This window comes from Bradyrhizobium sp. CCBAU 11361 (assembly GCF_028128935.1).
Lineage (GTDB): Bacteria > Pseudomonadota > Alphaproteobacteria > Rhizobiales > Xanthobacteraceae > Bradyrhizobium > Bradyrhizobium niftali.
In genome coordinates this window covers 19,839-35,667 of the sequence record NZ_LBJZ01000151.1, presented here as the reverse complement: position 1 = coordinate 35,667, position 15,829 = coordinate 19,839, and the positions used below count along the sequence as shown (strand labels likewise).

Sequence of the window (15,829 nt, the reverse complement as noted above, 5' to 3'; positions counted from 1 at the left end):
CTCGTGCGGGAATCATATCGCGCGAATCACATCAAGCGCAGCGTTTTCACACATGGGGTAATTCCGGGCTCGAGCCATACTCAGGCTCTGGGAATCAGCTCTCCTGGAATCGACGAGGCCCTCCCTCAGGGCCTTGCAATGAAGGAGAGAGGTAATGGAACACTATGTCGGATTAGACGTATCGCTGAAACTGACTTCGATCTGCATCGTCGATCGGACAGGAAAGGTCGAGCGCGAAGGAGTGGTTGCTTCTGCCCCGGAGGCGATCGCGACATTCATCAAATTGCATGCGCCACACGTCGTTCGGATTGGGCTCGAGACCGGAGCAACGTCGACATGGTTGTGGACCGAGCTGGATAAGATGGGGTTGCCCATCGTCTGCATTGACGCCAGGCATGCGAAGGCGGTTCTGAAGATGCAGATCAACAAGAGCGACCGAAATGACGCCGCTGGCATAGCGCGTATCATGCAATGTGGTTGGTACAAGGAGGTTTGCGTCAAAGATCTCGATAGTCATGCGACCAAAGCTCTTCTTGTCAGTCGAGCTCTGCTCGTCAAGATCAAGCGGGATATCGAAAATCAAATCCGGGGGCTCCTCAAGAATCTTGGCCTGGTCATCGGACGGGCAAAGATGGATATGTTTGCTGTGCGCGCCGCGCAGTTGGCCGAGGATCGGTCAGAGCTTTTTGCCGCGGTAGATCCATTGCTGAAGGCACGCGAGGCCATCGAGCAACAGATTGTGGACCTTGACCGCAAGGTGCTGCGGCTGGCTCGCAATAATGCTCAGGTGCGACGGTTCATGACGGCTCCTGGCATCGGCCCGGTCACGGCCCTTTGCTTCCTTGCGACGATCGATGACCCCGCTCGCTTCAAGAGATCACGAAGCGTCGGAGCCTACGCAGGGCTAACGACCCGCCGATACGCATCCGGCGAGATTGACTGGACGGGCCGAATCTCGAAATGCGGCGATAAGATGCTCCGAGGTTACCTCTACGAGGCAGCCAATGTGCTGCTCACACGCGTAGCAAAATGGTCAGCACTCAAGGCGTGGGGCATTCGGCTTGCGAAACGAAGCGGGCTACGCAAAGCCAAGGTTGCGGTTGCCCGCAAACTTGCCGTCATTCTGCATCGGATGTGGATCGATGGCACCGAATTCAAATGGTCATCAAAGGATGCTGCTGGGCAACCTGCATAAAGGATAACGAGTTCCCGCCGACCAGCGGGAGCGAACGTCCCTGCCGGGACGCTGGCGTTGGTGAGATCGCCCCTGGCTTTGCGACGCTCGAAAGAGCAAAGCGCGCTTCACACATTGATCCGCCAGCGTCATCTTACGCCATCATGCGGAGGGCACGCCCCTACCGCGGAGAGAACCATGGACCCGGCAAGGATGTTCAAGGAGAGCTTGACCTCACGCCCGGAATTAGAGAACAGCCAGGGTCAACAGCGCCGGTTTGATCCCCGCCGGTGACGTCCGGTCTGCCCTCAACTTCGGACAAGCTCCCCCGGGGGGCATAGTGTCGCGAAGGGCCAGAAGCGGCCGCTTGTGCACTATCGAGGACCGCCGTCAATAGCGTCTTGGCTCTCTGACGTATCCAGTATCCAGCCGAAGCTATTTCCAGAGAAGATTTTCATCGCGAATGCCTGTCGCCGAACTCGCCATCACGTAGGTCAGTCGGCAGGTCAGACTGTTCGGCGAAGCGCACCTCGATCCTGCGGAGCGCTTTAGGGCCACGCCCGGCTTTGCCATGGCCGCGGCGACCGGCGTCGCCCGTCTCCCTGGCCATACCCTGATGGAAGAGATTGCTGCCGTGCCCCAAGCCTGAAGGGCCCCCTTCATGAAGGGCGCCACGATCGCGAGATCGAAGAAGCCTACAACGCCTGGCAGGTCTTCAGTTTCCAGCCATGGAGCCTGCGCAGCTCCATCATTCGCGCTCCGCTAACGCCGACGGGCTACCAATACTCCCAATAAGAACGTCAACAAGAGCGATTGCAGCGGCGCCTCCACGGCCATCTTGCGCAAACGGTCGGACAACCGCAGTGCTGTCTGTTGGGAATCCGGCTCGCGTCGGCCTGGCGTCCCTACCACATCCCTCTCGCCGCTGGCATCGCTTCGGAAGCGAGCTCAATACCGCCCTGATCGTTCACGAGGCCGGAGGCTTCCGTCATTGCAGAGGCTTCCCTCATGTCCATGCGCGTCCTCCCTGTGGTCGTAGCGAAGCAATTGCCCATCTTGGTTTCTAGATACGGCGCGTGGATGTCGGCGCTCCGGATGGTCTTCGTCCGTGCGCTTGATGGGATCGGGGGGATGCTGTGGACGGAGCTGTAAACGAGAGTACGTCGCTGGATGACGGCGCGCGTGAGGATTTGCGTGGCCCGGATGCATTGAAAGGGCTGCGCCTCGCGCTCGCGGAGATCTGCGACCTGAACCCGCTCACGCCTGAGGAGGATTTCCACTTCACCTCGCGGACGCGGATGACCAGCAATGCCTTGCTGGTGGAATCGCTCGTCAGCGACGTGGAGTATGACCGGACACCGGCGCATATCGCCCGTGGCGGGATGGACCACTATCAGGTCACCCTCTGCCTCGAAGGCGAGATGCGATTCAGATCGGGGCGGCGCGAGGTGACGTTGACGCCCGGCGACATCATTCTGCTTGACATGGGGCAGCCGAATCGCACGGTCCTGCGCGGCGGTGGCAGCCGCACGCATCTGAGAGCGATCATTCTGCAACGGTCGATGCTGGCGCCGCGGCTCGCACATCCGAATTCGGCAACGGCAACCCTGTTGCCGTCACACCATCCCCATGCACGCCTGCTCGCCAACCATTTCGCGGCGCTCGCGCTGAGCCCCGAGCCGGAAGCCGACCCCGTCGAAGCCACGATCGAGGCGATGGCCAATATCATTGCAGCGGCAGCAGGCGGCGCGGCCAAAACCGCCGCGGGCGTTGAGCGGGCCGAGCGGCACCTCTATCTTGCGATGATCAAGCGGCACATTGCGGGCCATCTCACCGACGCGCTCACCACCGACGAGCTGTGCGGCCGCTTCCAGATTTCCCGCGCGACCCTCTATCGACTGTTCGAAGCCGATGGCGGGCGTGCGCATTACGTCAGCGAGCAGCGGCTCAACTTCGCCTTGCGCCTCATGATATCTTCGGCCGCGCAGGACAAGCGCCTGATCGACCTGGCCGTCGAGCTGCACTTCAGCAGCGACTCTACCTTCATCCGGGCATTCCGCCGCAAGTTTGGAGTGACACCGGGCGAGCTCAGGGAGATGTACGATACATGGCTTCGCGAAACCGGCGCCGTGCCAGCATTCGACACGGTGCTGCATCAGCTGGCCCGGCGCAGCCCGTCATAGGCTCGGTGACGCCCCTCAGGCCAGATGACACGCCACGAAATGGCCGCCCGCCACCTCCTTCAGCTCCGGCGCGCTTTCCGCGCAGCGCGGCTGGGCGATCGGACAACGGGTGTGGAAGTGGCAGCCCGACGGCGGCTTCATCGGGCTCGGCACGTCGCCCTTGAGGCGGATGCGCTCACGCTTGAGCTTGGGATCGGGCACCGGCACCGCTGACAACAACGCCCAGGTGTAGGGATGCTGCGGGTTGCGGTAGAGGTCGCTGGCTTTCGCCAGCTCGACGATGCGGCCGAGATACATCACCGCGACGCGGTCGGAGATGTGCTCGACCACCGAGAGGTCATGCGCGACGAAGAGATAAGTGAGGTTCAGCTCGGCCTGGAGATCTTCCAGCAGATTGATGACCTGGGCCTGGATCGACACGTCGAGCGCAGAGACCGGCTCGTCGCAGACGATCAGCTTCGGCTCGACCGCGAGCGCGCGCGCGATCACGATGCGCTGGCGCTGGCCGCCGGAGAATTCGTGCGGGTAGCGGCGCATGTGCTCGGCCTTGAGCCCGACCTTGACCAGCAGGCTCGCGACGCGCTCCTCCCGCTCTTTGGCCGATGAGCCGAGCTTATGGATGATGAGCGCCTCGCCGAGAATCGCACCCACCGTCATGCGCGGATTGAGCGAGGCAAACGGATCCTGGAACACGAGCTGCATGTTCCGCCGCATCGCGCGCAGATCGTTGCCACCGAGCTGGCGCACGTCCTGACCGTCGAACACGACCTCGCCGTCGGTCGGCTCGATCAGGCGCAGCACGCCGCGCCCCGTCGTCGACTTGCCGCAGCCGGATTCACCGACGAGACCGAGCGTCTCGCCGCGATTGACCGAGAACGACACGCCGTCGACCGCATAGACGCTGGCGACCTGGCGCGACAGCAAGCCGCCAAAAACGGGGAAATGCTTCTTCAGACCGCTGACGCGGAGCAAGGGTTCGCTCATGGCGCGGCTCCCAACTGCGTATCCTCCAAGTGACAGGCCATGCGGTGGCCGGGCGAGACCTCGCGGAGCAGAGGCTCCTTCTCGGTGCAAACGCTCATGGCTTGACGGCAGCGCGGCGCGAAGCGGCAGCCGACCGGCGGATTGATCAGGATCGGCACCGAGCCGCCGATCGCCTCCAGCCGCGTCTTGTGCTCGCTGTCGAGGTCGATGCGCGGGATCGAGCGGATCAGCCCTTGCGTATAGGGGTGCCGCGGATCGCCGAAGAGCTCGTCGACGCTCGCCTCCTCCACCACCTTGCCGGCATACATTACGACGACGCGCTGCGCGGCCTCGGCGACGACGCCCATGGCATGGGTGATCAGCATCACCGCCATGCCGAAGCGCTCCTTCATGTCCTGGAGCAGGTCGAGGATCTGCGCCTGGATGGTGACGTCGAGCGCCGTCCCTGCGAAGTATCGCTTCCGAAGATCGCGGCCTGACGCGCGCGATGCTGGATCTGAGCCCAGGATTGAAGCTCAGCACGGCCCAGACCGCGTTTCCGCCGACGACGCGGCCGTCCTCGCTCACCTCGGGTCCACCCGGCGGGCTCTAACGTTCTCAGACGCTCGCACACACGCGCCGCACTGGCGGCGCAGCGCGGGCTGGCCGATGCAGGTCTGGTCGATGCCCGTCAGAGCGCTACGCCGTGCTCGGCGGCTTCAGCGGACCGTCGACCCACTTTAGGGCGGTCGGATCGTGCAGCGGGTCGCAGTTGCTGCAGACGTAGCGCTCCAGGCTTCGGCATGCCTCGCCACGCACGAATTTCATCGGCCGCCCACATGCCGGGCATAGCTTCCGGACCGGATCGAGAACCGACATTGGATTTTCCATGCTGTGCTCCGCCGCCGGTTCACGCGGCCGCGCACCGCTCGGCCGAGCGAAGACGCAACGGCTTGCCGTGGGGCGGCTGGCACGGACCGCCTTCGAGCTCGCACAGAGCCTCGAGAATTTCGTCGATGGTGACGGGCGCCTTCAGTCCTTCGGGAGCCCGCAGGGACGGACACGATGCGATCGCCGACGCGTCCGAGGCCCATGACGCTAAGATGGCGCGCTTCTCTCCGAGGCTGAGGCCCGGGTGGCAGACTACATCCCGCGGGTGCTCGAACCTGGTGCCGGGATGAAGCAGGTAGTCGAGGTCGAACACGTTGTCATCGTTCGCGGTCGTCGGCCGCATGGTCGCCTCCTCAGTGGGACGGCCGCCGCGCGGGTCCGCGCGGCGGGGTGGATCGTGGACGTCGCAGGCTGATCAGGCCGCCTTGCCTTCGATCTGCGTGACGTTGCTCGGGCTCGCGCCGTTGATGGCGATACGGCGCGGCTTCATCGCCTCGGGGATCTCCCGCTGCAGATCGATGATGAGCAGGCCGTTCTCGAAGCGGGCGCCCTTGACCTCGACGTGGTCGGCGAGCGTGAACTGCCGCTTGAAATTGCGCGCCGAGATGCCGCGATGCAGGAAGGTCTTCTCCTCCTTCTCGGCCTTGTGGCCTTCCAGGTTCAGCACGTTCTGCTCGACCGTGAGCGCGACCTCGTCGGGTGAGAAGCCGGCGAGCGCCACCGAGATCTGGAAGCGGTTCTCGTCGAAGCGTTCGATGTTGTAGGGGGGGTAGGTCTCTTCGGCGGTCCGCTGGACCTCGTCGAGAACGTCAAAAAGGCGGTCGAAACCGATGGTCGACCTCCACAGGGGAGTCCAATCATACCTCATAGCCAAATCCTCCAAAGAGCAAGTTGGGTACGAGCCGGCGCCGGACACCTGACCGGCGCCCGCCTTGCAGGGCCCCGAAGGCACCCTGACCGCATCCGCGGCGACTAAAAAATTTGGCAGCCGCGAAAAAGTTTCAAGACTCGGAGGCAATTTTTTGCGGAAGGAGCGCGACGGTTCTTTCCGTCGGCCTGGAATTCGTGAGGCCATCGCTGGCCTCATCCCGTCGCCGCCGTGCGGCGCAAGGCCCCAACACCGCCGAACCGAACCAAAATTTTCGAAAAGGCCGTGAATCGCTCGTCTTTCTGATACCTGTGGCGGGCGCCCGCGGTATTGTGCGAGAGATCGGACGACCGATCGCAGCAGCCCTTTCTGAGAAGAGATGTTTCAGGACGCAACGTACTTCGCAGCGATGGCCGAGGCCTTGGGCCGGTCGGCCGATTACCGTGTGCTGCAGCGCCTGCTGCCGCGGCCCGCGTCCCACCCGACCATCGGGCAGGATTGCAAGACACCGAGACGACCGGCCTCGACCACGCGAAGGACGAGATCATTGAGCTCGGGATGGTCAAGTTCGACTACACGCCGGACGGGCGGATCGTCGGCCTCAGAGACACGTTCTCTGCCTTCAACGAGCCGAGTACGCCGATTTCCGCGGAAGTGACGGCACTCACCGGGATCACCGACGAAATGGTTGCCAGTCACAGATTCGACGATGCGGCCGTCACGGCCTTCGCGGAAGACGCGTCATCGTCATTGCGCACAACAGCGGGTTCGACAGGAAATTCGCCGAACGCTACTGGCCGGCGGGCGCCACATTCAAGATCGCATCCGGATTGCCGAATCGGTCTGGATTCGTCACCCGAAATAGAAACAATCAGTGAACTTCACCGTTCCTAGCGTCAGTGAGCTTCACCGTTCCTAGCGCAAGGCAACGCCCATGAGCACCAAGGAAACCGCTGCCAATATCCAATATTAAGAAGGACCCCGACGATTGGGGGTCGGGGGACGAGCCGATGACTGACGCCCAGGCATCCTACTTGCATACCCTGTCGGAACAAGCACACCAGCCCTTCACGGTCGGGAAGGACCTCACCAAGGCGGAGGCGTCCAAGCTCATTGAAGAAATGCGCAAGAGGGCTGGCGTTGAATAGCAGCAGAAGGAGAAGAGGCGATTTTGTCAAAGGAGGCCGTGTGCTACGCGGAGACAAACGAAGCTACACCGACAAGCAGAAGCGACAGGCCGAGCACATTGAGGAAGGCTACGAAGCTCGAGGCGTTCCCGACAAGGAAGCCGCACGGCGAGCCTGGGCGACCGTAAACAAAGAAACCCATGGTGGCAAAAAGAGCGGGTCCGGCAGAGGCACCGAAGAAGACACTTCACCGTTCCGCAAGGGCGGCAGGCTTGGCGGAAAAGCGTCCGCCAGCCGCCCAGCCTCTGAACGTTCCAACTCAGACAAGAAAGCTGCTCAAACTCGCAAACGCCGTGCGGCGTGAAGGAGGCATAATGCCGACATGCGAAACCTGCGGCAATGACTATGACAAGGCTTTTCAGGTGACCATGAACGGCCAGGCGCACACGTTCGACAGCTTTGAGTGCGCAATTCATGCCCTTGCTCCGACGTGCAAGCATTGCGGAACGCGCATTGTTGGACACGGCCTTGAAAAGAACGGCACGTACTATTGCTGCGACCACTGCGCCCAGGAAGAAGGCGTGACCGAGCTCCGCGATCGTCTGTAAAACCGGCAAAAGTCTCGGCCGGCGGTGCGGTTGATGGCGTTGCGCATGCGCTTGCGGGACACCTTCGTAGTTCGTTGGACCGGTCGCCATGACCGGCATGGTCGACGTTCAACTCGCACGCCGCGGAATCCGCGATCGACGCGTTCTGAACGCGATGAAGCAGGTTCCTCGGGAGCGGTTCGTGGAGCCCGGCTTGGAGGAATTCGCCTATGAGGACGGTGCGCTGCCTATCGCGAACGAGCAAACCATCTCGCAGCCCTACACCGTCGCACTGATGACCGAAGCGGCCGAACTGAAGCCGCCGGACAAGGTGCTGGAAGTCGGAACCGGTTCGGGCTATGCCGCGGCGGTCGCCTCACGGCTCGCCAAAACTGTCCACACCATCGAACGGCATGAAGATCTGGCCAGGATCGCCGCTGGGCGGCTTGCGGCGCTCGCGTACTGTGCACGCTGAGCCGGCGAAAGCCACTCCCGCAAGAGCTGCAGCGAGCGGCCCTCCGGAGTTCTCTCGGCGCCGTGTCTGATGAAGAGCGCACGAATGGCTCTCATGCGCAAGCGTTCGCCCGGGCGAGACGGCGACAAGCGCCACATGGCGCCTATCAGCCGCCGACCAGCCTGGGGAAAAACACGGTCTCTTCCGCGTTCGGGGCGAACGACCGGATCTGAGAGACCTGTCCCGGACCGGTCCGGACCGCGGCGGTGAAGCCCGCGTTCGTTAGCTCGCGGAAGCGCTGCTCCGCCTTCGCCAGTTCTCGCGCGTCGCGTGGGTTGAAAGGGTGACGGCTGTCGCCGGTGCGGTCCATCACGATCTGGATTGCCATGATCGTCCTCCTCGGATTGCTGATCACCAAGGACCTCGATCCAATATCCGACCAACCTGGCGGACTTTCAAGAGAGAAACATTCTGATGGAGGCGATGTGCTGGAGCGTCGGCCGGGCAGCCGCCAGCCCGTACACGAAGGCAGCGGAGCACGCCGTTAGTCCGCTACGGCCTTTGGGTACGCTTACTAGCGATCTTCTCCGTCCGGAGGCGCGGTATCTTGGGGTGAAGTGGCCAGTTCCTCCGCGTACAGGACGAGCTCCTGCCGGCGCTTGGGATCGCCGATCCTGACGAATGCGCGCAGCAGCCGCAGCGCCTGGAGATCCAAGAGGCTTGCGTGTCTGAATTTGGCCTCGTCCACCGATTCCTCATTCGATGCCGAGTGGACATTCGGTCGCGAGCGCTGCGGAAAGGCAAGCCCTTCGAGGGTGGGATAGGGACCATCCGTGTTCCTACGGGCCGACGTCGAGATCTACGGCGCGCGCGTCCCGTCTTGCCGGTAAGGCCACCGCCGGTCAGAAGGAGATGCTGATGCCGATCGCCGGCAAGAAGCCGGCGAAGGAAGCGGCGGCGAAGAAGGCGACGGCGGGGCGCGGCGGAAATCGGCATAGCCGGGCTGCCGCGTGGGATTAGCGCGACGTGTAATCGCTGAAACCGAGGATCAGGTCGCCACACATGACTCGGCGGCGGCAGGTCCGCGTGAAGCCAATCGGCGAAGGTTCGCCTGCCGGCACATCAAGCATGCGCTTAAGCACGGTTGAAGGCCGCACGGGACGCCGTGAGGCACTCCCGGTCGCTGCTTTAGGAACGGATGCGATGTCGCTTCCGTTGACTGCAAAACAGCAAACTCCAGGAGGTCGACATGGCCATGGAAGATCGGGAGACGGTCAGTCTCATTGGAAGCGACAAGGTCGAAGGCACGAATGTGTACGGACCAGACGGGCCGAAAATCGGCTACATCGAGCGCGTTATGATCGACAAGGTCAGCGGCAAGGTGTCCTACGCGGTGCTCAGCTTCGGCGGCCTGTTCGGCATCGGGGACGATCATTACCCGCTGCCGTGGCAAACGCTGAAGTACGACACGAATCTCGGTGGATACGTCACCGGCGTCACCCAGGATCAGCTCCGCCGCGCCCCAAAATACGCCGACGAGAGCAGTTGGAGTTGGGACGCGCAAACGAGGCGCTCGATCGACGACTACTATGGGGTGCCGGTCGTCTAGCGAGGCGGTCGGACACCCGCGCGTTACGAACAGGAAGGAAGCCGCCGCGTCACCGCGATCGGTTTGCGAGGCACCATGACAACAATTTTCGCGCGGCGCCGGCGAGCGCACGGACATGCCGAGTTATCGGTTGGAAGGGTCCTGATCGCGCTTGTCGCTGGCCTTCTGCTGGTATGCGCCGCCTCGCGCAGCGCCGCGGAGAGCTGAGGGGCGGAGGCTGATGCGGATCGCGCAGATCGCTCCCTTGGCCGAAAGCGTTCCCCCGAAACTTTGCGGCGGCACGGAAAGGGTCGTGGCCTGGCTGGTCGACGAACTGGTCGAGCTCGGCCACGACGTGACCCTGTTCGCGAGCGGCGATTCCAGGACGCGCGGAGAGCTGCATGCGGTGTGGCCGCGCGCCCTGCGCCTCGGGCGCCCGCGCGTCGACCCCAACACGGCCTGCACGCTCTTGATCGAAGCGGTCTCGCGTCGCGCCGGCGAGTTCGACATTGTCCATGCACACATCGACTGGCTGCACCTGCCGGCGCTCAGCCGGAGCGGGATCCCGTTCCTCAGCACCCTGCATGGGCGCCTCGACCTCCCTGGCATCGGCGAGGTGGTTCGGCAGTTTCACCAGGCGTGCTTCGTCTCGATTTCCGACAGCCAGCGCGCTCCGCTCGAGGACGCGAACTGGTGCGGGACGGTGCATCACGGCTTGCCGGCCGGCCTGTTTCGGCCGTCCTACGGTCCCGGGTCGTACCTCGCCTTCCTTGGACGGCTCGCGCCGGACAAGGGGCCGGAGGATGCCATCCGGATTGCGAGAGCGGCCGGCATGCCGCTGCGGATCGCTGCGAAGGTGCCTCGCGGCGAAGCCGGCTACTTCAAGAAGCAGATCCAGCCAGAAATCGATGGGACTAAGGTCGAGCTCGTCGGCGAGGTGGACGAACGCGGCAAGCAGCCGTTTCTGTCGGCCGCTGCGGCCCTGCTGTTTCCGATCAAGTGGCCGGAGCCGTTCGGCCTAGTGATGATCGAAGCGATGGCGTGCGGCACTCCGGTCATCGCATACCGGGCCGGATCGGTACCGGAGGTCATCGACGAAGGAGTGACCGGTTTCATCGTCGAGAACGAAGAGGAGGCGGTGCGGGCGGTGAAGGACATCGCACGGATCGACCGGCGCAAAGTCCGGGCCCGATTCGAGGAGCGCTTCACCTCGGACCGGATGGCACGGACCTACGAGACCCACTATCGGCGGCTTCTGGCCGCTGCCAGGCCTGCCCGGGCCGCCTCCGAACACCTCGGCACGTCCGCGTCTCCGCTCGTCCCGTGAACGGCGTTGTTCAGGGCTGTTGACTACGGTCAGTTAGAAGGAGGATTGCATGCGCCACCAGGAAATCGAGCGGCACCCGCGGCGGTGGTTCGCGTCCATCGCAAACAAGGCCTCGCAGGCGGCCGGCCGGGCATCGGCCTTTGTCATGGCCTGCGCTGTGATCGTCATCTGGGCCGTTACGGGACCTCTGTTCCAATTCTCCGATACTTGGCAGCTCGTCATCAACACAGGCACGACCATCGTGACTTTTCTGATGGTCTTCCTGATCCAGAACTCACAGAACCGGGACAGCGCGGCGATCCAGGTCAAGCTGGATGAGCTCATCCGAACCGGGAGCGTTCAGAATTCCTTCGTCGGCATCGAGCATCTCTCCGCCGACGAGTTGGAGGAGCTGCGTGCTCGCTGCGAGGAGCGCGCCAAGGCGGTCGCGGCTGAGAGAAGAGGCTCGGGCGGGCGCCGCCCATCCAGATCCCGGGACGACGCCGGTGGCTGACGGTCCAGCGCAAGGAAGAACTGGCTCACGGCGAATGCCAGGAACGCGCCAGGCAATGCGACGTTCGAGTCGAAGGTAGCCGCAACCCGCGCTTGCGAATTCCGTTCAGAGGAGGATGCCCCATGAGGTCCATCGCGAGCGCGCTGGTCTTTGCTCTGGCGCTTTCCGCTCCCGTCGCACTTGCCCAGACCACGAAGCCGGACGTTTCCGGCGCTCCGAGCGCGCAGAACTCGGGGGCCGGCATCGCTGGCCAGCCTGGCAACAAGAATGGTCCAGCCGCCAAGCCGGGAGAGACCGTCGGCGCAAGCTCGAGCTCGAACCAGCAGAATCCGACGGTCCAGCAGCAGGACACCTCCAACATCAAGGGTCTGCCGGGAAACAAGAGCGGTCCGCCGGTCAAGGAACCCGATCGCAAGTGATGCGGAAGCCCGGCGGTTAATGCGAATGCTCCTAGTTCGGCGGCATCCCTTTCTGCCCGCCGAGCTCCCTCACCATGCGGACGACCTCGTCGGGATGGAACGGCTTCTTCACGATCCGGCTGCCCGGCACCGGGCGAGGTGCAGTGGGTGAGTAGCCCGTGGCGTAGATCACTGGCAGCTCCGGATCGCTTTCGCGGCAGCGCTCCGCGATCTGCCAGCCGTCGATGTTTCCGGGCAGCCTGACGTCGGTGACCAGCACGTCCGCGACGTGGCGCTTGCACCAGTGCAGCGCTTCTTCCCCCGTGCTCGCGTGGATGACATGGTAGCCCGCATCGCGTAGCGCTTCGACCACGAATTCACGGATAAGGGGATCGTCCTCGACGAGAAGTACGCTCACTGGCGGCTCACTTGGCATAGCGTTCTCAACGTATGTCGAACGGCCCAATTGCGCCGTCGTTCCTGGCGTGAGTGGGACTGGAGGGCAAGCGGTTACGGCGCAACGCGAGGGATAGAGGATTTGGCAATGCCGTTCGTCCTGGTGGTAGAGAATGGCTCCGATCTGCAGCTTCATCGAGGGCGCCCCATGGTGGCGCGAGCGGCGGCTAGGGCCATCCAGTCCCGCAGCAGTCCTCTGTCTTCTCTCGAAAAGGACGCGCGCCGCTTAAGATCGTCCAAGGTCTCGCCGGGATGGCATCGCGCGTAATCCTCGCGGACCAGGGACTCGAGATAGGTCGGGTCGCCGCTGCCGGGTTCGAGATGCTGGCGCGGGTCGGTCCTCATGGATTTCCTCTGGCGCGCGTGGCGTCACGTTGCAGCACAACGGAAAGAGCAATCATTGGTTCGAGGGCGGATCCTGCCAGCACCCGTCGATGCCTCGAGGTCTGGCGGATTGTGCCGAGACGGAACCTCCGCAAGCCCAGGCGGGCGCACCTGCGACACGCAAGCGGTTCGAGGCCGCCGGTGTCGACATCTTCGAATTCGACTCAATGGGCCTCGTTGCGCGCCATTGGGGCGCCTTCGATGCCCTAGGCTCATGCTGCAGCCAGGTTTGATTCCCGCCCCGACGGCCGAAGCCGCCTAGCTGCTGCCACGCCCGAGCTCATTCGTCGTCCTCGCGCGGGACCATAGGCGGAGCACGGCCGATCCTGGACTGCAGTTCGACCAGATCGATGAAGACGTCCGCCTGCCGGCGTAGCTCGTCGGCGACCATCGGCGGCCGGCTAACGGCCGTCGAGACCACCGTGACCCGGACGCCGCGGCGCTGCACGGCCTCGACCAGGGAGCGAAAACCGCCGTCGCTCAAGAAAAGAATCATCTCGTCGACCCGCTCGGCGAGCTCCATCGCGTCGACGGCGATTTCGACGGCCATGTTGCCTTTGACCTTGCGCCGACCGAGGTCGTCGACGAATTCCTTGATGCCCTTGGTGACCACCGTGTAGCCGTTGTAGTCCAGCCAATCGACCAGCGGACGGATCGACGAATACTCCTGGTCCTCCATGACGGCCGTGTAATAGAGGGCGCGGACCAGCACGCCGCGGTCGCCGAATTCCTTCAACAGGCGCTTGTAGTCGATATCGAACCCTAGCGCCTTCGTGGCGGCGTATAGATTGGGGCCATCGATGAGCACCGTGATCTTGGCTGGGGACATCCTGGTGGCTCGATTGGCCTGACCGAGACGGCATCGCCTCGGCTCCCGCTCGTCAGTTCTCAAGCGCCGCCAGACGTGAACTGGCGCCTCGCTCGCGTCGGTGCGGAGTGACGGGCAAAGGCTACGTACCGTCCTGCATTTCTTCAAAAGCTTTTTCATTAATTCTTGAACCTCTCCCTGCGAAGCCGAGACGACCGTACTGCACGACTGACCGACAGGTTGAGGATGCCGGATCAACTTGCTCCTTTCGATTTCCGCCTGCAGACGCGTCGCAGGGGTTGCAGGTGGTATCTGTTCACTGGCGAGGGCCGTGTTGTCATGCAAGGCTCGGAAGCAACCCGCGCCGCCGCCAGCTACCAGGCAACCCGTGCGCTGTTTCTGATGCTGCTGGGTTCGGCGCAGGGGGCGGCTGCGTTGCCGAGCCGTGGGCCGAGCCGCTCGCCGGACCTGTCCAAGAAAGGCGAGGGCACGGGCCGCACAAGGCAGTCGCCGGTCTGAGAGAGGCTCTCTCGTCGGCGGAAACATGACTGGCGTAGCTTCAGGTGGTCCGAGAGGCGCTCGCGGTCGCGAACCAGCCTCAGGCTGGCCGCAGGCCGACCTGCCAGGTCAGGCTGCCGCGCTCTGACGAGCCGGCGGCACGGCGCTTCGCGTAAGCAGAAGACGCAATTTCGTCAAGTCGTCTTCGGAAGCAGCCAGACAGCGCGACCCTCGCGCGAACTTGGCCTGATAGAAAGCTGCCTCCGCGGCCCGCAGCAGGTCGGCCGCTCGTCTCCTTGCTCGGCCATCGAGATGCCGACGCTCACGCCCATGCGGCCGCAGGCGGTCAGCCGCCGCGGGCCTGCCCGAGGGTGTCGGCCATCCTCGCGCCCCGCGTGCCCATGGGCTTCTCGCTGACGGTCGTCGTGTCGCGTAACGCAGGATGAGGTCGACCAGTTCGTCGCGCTTACGGGTGATCGGAACTGGGTTCACACCGATGCGGAGCGCGCCAGGCGCGAACTGGACGGAGCGACGATCGCGCCGGGCCAATTGCTCCTGGCGCTCGTTCCTGCTCTTTTGCAGGAAGCATATGTCGTCGAAGGTGCCGCGCAAAGCCGTACAGCGGGCCTACGTGCAGTTCGGTTTCGCCACGTGGTACGTCCCGGCGATATGTTCCGGTTACGGGTGCGATTGACGATGGTAGAGCCGCGATCGCGCTTCGTGCAGGTTGACGCATCATGCGACCTCGAGCTGGGCTCGGGACAACTTGCGCTGACGTCACAGCGCACCGATGTCTTTTTTGACTGAGGCAGGAGCCAGCCCCGACCCAAGGGCCTAGTCTCTCTTTAAGACGACCGTGAACAAAGCGTGACAAAAGCGCCTGTCGCAATCAGAAAAATCAATAACCTAGAAGATGGTCACTGCGTTCGAGGGGCAGGGGCCGCCCTCGGTCAGATCACAACTTGAACCGAATGCAGCGCTATCGCGCTTCCAACGGCATCGACTGCCGACGGAAATTGGAAGGGCTAGACCAAAATCTTGATTCGCCGCTCGGAACTGGACGGCGATCAGGCTGAGCGGCGCGACGGCAATTTGCCTTTCGCTAGTCGCTTGATGGCATCGATGATGGGCCGTTGGCTGCCGGAAACGAAATACCAGTCCGGGCCGTAGCTGAAATGGTGGTTTTTGATCCAAGAAGGCCGAAAATGCTTTATCTTTCAATGGGGATTGACTGACACTCTCTCCGCCGCACTGCTTCTCCACTGCATCCAGCCGTGCGAAGCGACAGCAAAGCTTGGACATAGAGCGACAACGGTTGTCGCGGCTAGTTCCGCGATGTCACCCGTAGTCACCGCGCAAACCGTAGCTTCGGAACGTGGGGTCGGGGGACGGATTTCGCGTTCAAGAACGTGGTGCAGAAAGCTCGAGCCGCTTCTTCTGACCGCGAGGCGCTCCACACGCTATCTCAAAGTGCCGAGCGGCGTGATGCCACCACGGGCGATCAGCGCGGCCAGCGCCCTGCCATGCGAGATCGTATTGGCAATGAAGGCTTCACTCAGCGCATTCCAGAACCACGGTGATGCCCACGCGCATCGGGATGCGGATGCGCCCATCGACCTCCTGCACCTGT

At 63.3% G+C, this 15,829-nt stretch carries 19 protein-coding genes and 3 pseudogenes; 13 read left to right on the top strand and 9 right to left on the bottom strand.

What is annotated here, in order from left to right; all coding sequences use genetic code 11:
- The first annotated feature begins 154 nt into the window (after positions 1-154).
- Both XI08_RS13415 and XI08_RS13405 read left to right on the top strand, forming a co-directional pair.
- Complete coding sequence (locus tag XI08_RS13415; RefSeq protein WP_271574738.1) at positions 155-1,195, top strand: IS110 family transposase; 1,041 nt, start codon at positions 155-157, stop codon at positions 1,193-1,195.
- 1,187 nt (positions 1,196-2,382) lie between these two features.
- A complete protein-coding gene (locus XI08_RS13405; protein WP_271574737.1) occupies positions 2,383-3,357 on the top strand; it encodes a helix-turn-helix domain-containing protein in 975 nt (324 codons plus the stop codon).
- Positions 3,358-3,372: 15 nt separating this feature from the next.
- Here XI08_RS13405 and XI08_RS13400 read toward each other — a convergent pair whose 3' ends face one another.
- From XI08_RS13400 to XI08_RS13385, 4 genes and pseudogenes are all read right to left on the bottom strand, one after another.
- Complete coding sequence (locus tag XI08_RS13400; protein ID WP_271574736.1) at positions 3,373-4,341, bottom strand: ABC transporter ATP-binding protein; 969 nt, start codon at positions 4,339-4,341, stop codon at positions 3,373-3,375.
- Positions 4,338-4,784 (bottom strand): annotated as a pseudogene (locus XI08_RS13395) (oligopeptide/dipeptide ABC transporter ATP-binding protein); the annotation flags it as partial. The gene XI08_RS13400 and the pseudogene XI08_RS13395, both read right to left, overlap by 4 nt.
- A gap of 446 nt (positions 4,785-5,230) precedes the next feature.
- Positions 5,231-5,554, bottom strand: a complete 324-nt coding sequence (locus XI08_RS13390; RefSeq protein WP_271574735.1) for a hypothetical protein — start codon at positions 5,552-5,554, stop codon at positions 5,231-5,233.
- Between the two features lie 72 nt (positions 5,555-5,626).
- Positions 5,627-6,079 (bottom strand): Hsp20 family protein, encoded by a 453-nt coding sequence (locus XI08_RS13385; RefSeq protein WP_271574734.1) that lies wholly within the window; start codon positions 6,077-6,079, stop codon positions 5,627-5,629.
- A 498-nt stretch (positions 6,080-6,577) separates the two neighbouring features.
- Between XI08_RS13385 and XI08_RS13380 the strand changes: the two genes are divergently transcribed.
- The 5 genes and pseudogenes from XI08_RS13380 to XI08_RS13360 all read left to right on the top strand — a co-directional run.
- On the top strand, positions 6,578-6,973 hold the full coding sequence (locus XI08_RS13380) for an exonuclease domain-containing protein (RefSeq protein ID WP_271574733.1): 396 nt from the start codon (positions 6,578-6,580) through the stop codon (positions 6,971-6,973).
- Between the two features lie 59 nt (positions 6,974-7,032).
- Positions 7,033-7,227: a DUF3072 domain-containing protein gene (locus XI08_RS13375; protein WP_333927281.1), complete on the top strand. Its 195-nt coding sequence runs from the start codon at positions 7,033-7,035 to the stop codon at positions 7,225-7,227.
- Positions 7,228-7,267: 40 nt separating this feature from the next.
- The gene (locus XI08_RS13370; RefSeq protein ID WP_271574732.1) at positions 7,268-7,570 is read left to right on the top strand and encodes a plasmid stabilization protein; all 303 of its coding nucleotides are present in this window, start codon (positions 7,268-7,270) and stop codon (positions 7,568-7,570) included.
- A 10-nt stretch (positions 7,571-7,580) separates the two neighbouring features.
- Positions 7,581-7,814: a hypothetical protein gene (locus tag XI08_RS13365; RefSeq protein ID WP_234683704.1), complete on the top strand. Its 234-nt coding sequence runs from the start codon at positions 7,581-7,583 to the stop codon at positions 7,812-7,814.
- A gap of 97 nt (positions 7,815-7,911) precedes the next feature.
- A pseudogene (locus tag XI08_RS13360) lies at positions 7,912-8,256 on the top strand (protein-L-isoaspartate O-methyltransferase family protein); the annotation flags it as partial.
- Positions 8,257-8,413: 157 nt separating this feature from the next.
- Here XI08_RS13360 and XI08_RS13355 read toward each other — a convergent pair.
- Both XI08_RS13355 and XI08_RS13350 read right to left on the bottom strand, forming a co-directional pair.
- Positions 8,414-8,635 carry a hypothetical protein gene (locus XI08_RS13355; RefSeq protein ID WP_271574731.1) on the bottom strand — a complete coding sequence of 74 codons (222 nt, stop codon included), beginning with the start codon at positions 8,633-8,635 and terminating at the stop codon, positions 8,414-8,416.
- A gap of 186 nt (positions 8,636-8,821) precedes the next feature.
- A complete protein-coding gene (locus XI08_RS13350; RefSeq protein WP_271574730.1) occupies positions 8,822-8,995 on the bottom strand; it encodes a hypothetical protein in 174 nt (57 codons plus the stop codon).
- A gap of 501 nt (positions 8,996-9,496) precedes the next feature.
- Between XI08_RS13350 and XI08_RS13345 the strand changes: the two genes are divergently transcribed.
- From XI08_RS13345 to XI08_RS13330, 4 genes are all read left to right on the top strand, one after another.
- Positions 9,497-9,856 carry a PRC-barrel domain-containing protein gene (locus XI08_RS13345; RefSeq protein WP_271574729.1) on the top strand — a complete coding sequence of 120 codons (360 nt, stop codon included), beginning with the start codon at positions 9,497-9,499 and terminating at the stop codon, positions 9,854-9,856.
- A 220-nt stretch (positions 9,857-10,076) separates the two neighbouring features.
- Positions 10,077-11,162, top strand: coding sequence for a glycosyltransferase family 4 protein (locus XI08_RS13340; RefSeq protein ID WP_271574728.1), 1,086 nt, complete (start codon positions 10,077-10,079; stop codon positions 11,160-11,162).
- A gap of 49 nt (positions 11,163-11,211) precedes the next feature.
- Positions 11,212-11,655 (top strand): low affinity iron permease family protein, encoded by a 444-nt coding sequence (locus XI08_RS13335; protein ID WP_271574727.1) that lies wholly within the window; start codon positions 11,212-11,214, stop codon positions 11,653-11,655.
- 122 nt (positions 11,656-11,777) lie between these two features.
- Positions 11,778-12,074: a hypothetical protein gene (locus XI08_RS13330; RefSeq protein ID WP_271574726.1), complete on the top strand. Its 297-nt coding sequence runs from the start codon at positions 11,778-11,780 to the stop codon at positions 12,072-12,074.
- A 31-nt stretch (positions 12,075-12,105) separates the two neighbouring features.
- On the opposite strand, the gene XI08_RS13325 is transcribed toward XI08_RS13330, so the two are convergent.
- Both XI08_RS13325 and XI08_RS13320 read right to left on the bottom strand, forming a co-directional pair.
- Positions 12,106-12,471: a response regulator transcription factor gene (locus XI08_RS13325; protein ID WP_271574725.1), complete on the bottom strand. Its 366-nt coding sequence runs from the start codon at positions 12,469-12,471 to the stop codon at positions 12,106-12,108.
- 702 nt (positions 12,472-13,173) lie between these two features.
- Positions 13,174-13,722 (bottom strand): LabA-like NYN domain-containing protein, encoded by a 549-nt coding sequence (locus XI08_RS13320; RefSeq protein ID WP_271574724.1) that lies wholly within the window; start codon positions 13,720-13,722, stop codon positions 13,174-13,176.
- Between the two features lie 318 nt (positions 13,723-14,040).
- On the opposite strand from XI08_RS13320, the gene XI08_RS13315 reads away from it, so the two are divergent.
- Together XI08_RS13315 and XI08_RS46280 are read left to right on the top strand one after the other, a co-directional pair.
- A complete protein-coding gene (locus tag XI08_RS13315) occupies positions 14,041-14,220 on the top strand; it encodes a hypothetical protein (protein ID WP_271574723.1) in 180 nt (59 codons plus the stop codon).
- A gap of 465 nt (positions 14,221-14,685) precedes the next feature.
- Positions 14,686-15,006: pseudogene (locus XI08_RS46280) on the top strand (MaoC/PaaZ C-terminal domain-containing protein); the annotation flags it as partial.
- Positions 15,007-15,659: 653 nt separating this feature from the next.
- Here the strand turns inward: XI08_RS46280 and XI08_RS13310 are convergent.
- Positions 15,660-15,812, bottom strand: a complete 153-nt coding sequence (locus XI08_RS13310) for a hypothetical protein (RefSeq protein ID WP_271574722.1) — start codon at positions 15,810-15,812, stop codon at positions 15,660-15,662.
- Between the last annotated feature and the right edge of the window lie 17 nt (positions 15,813-15,829).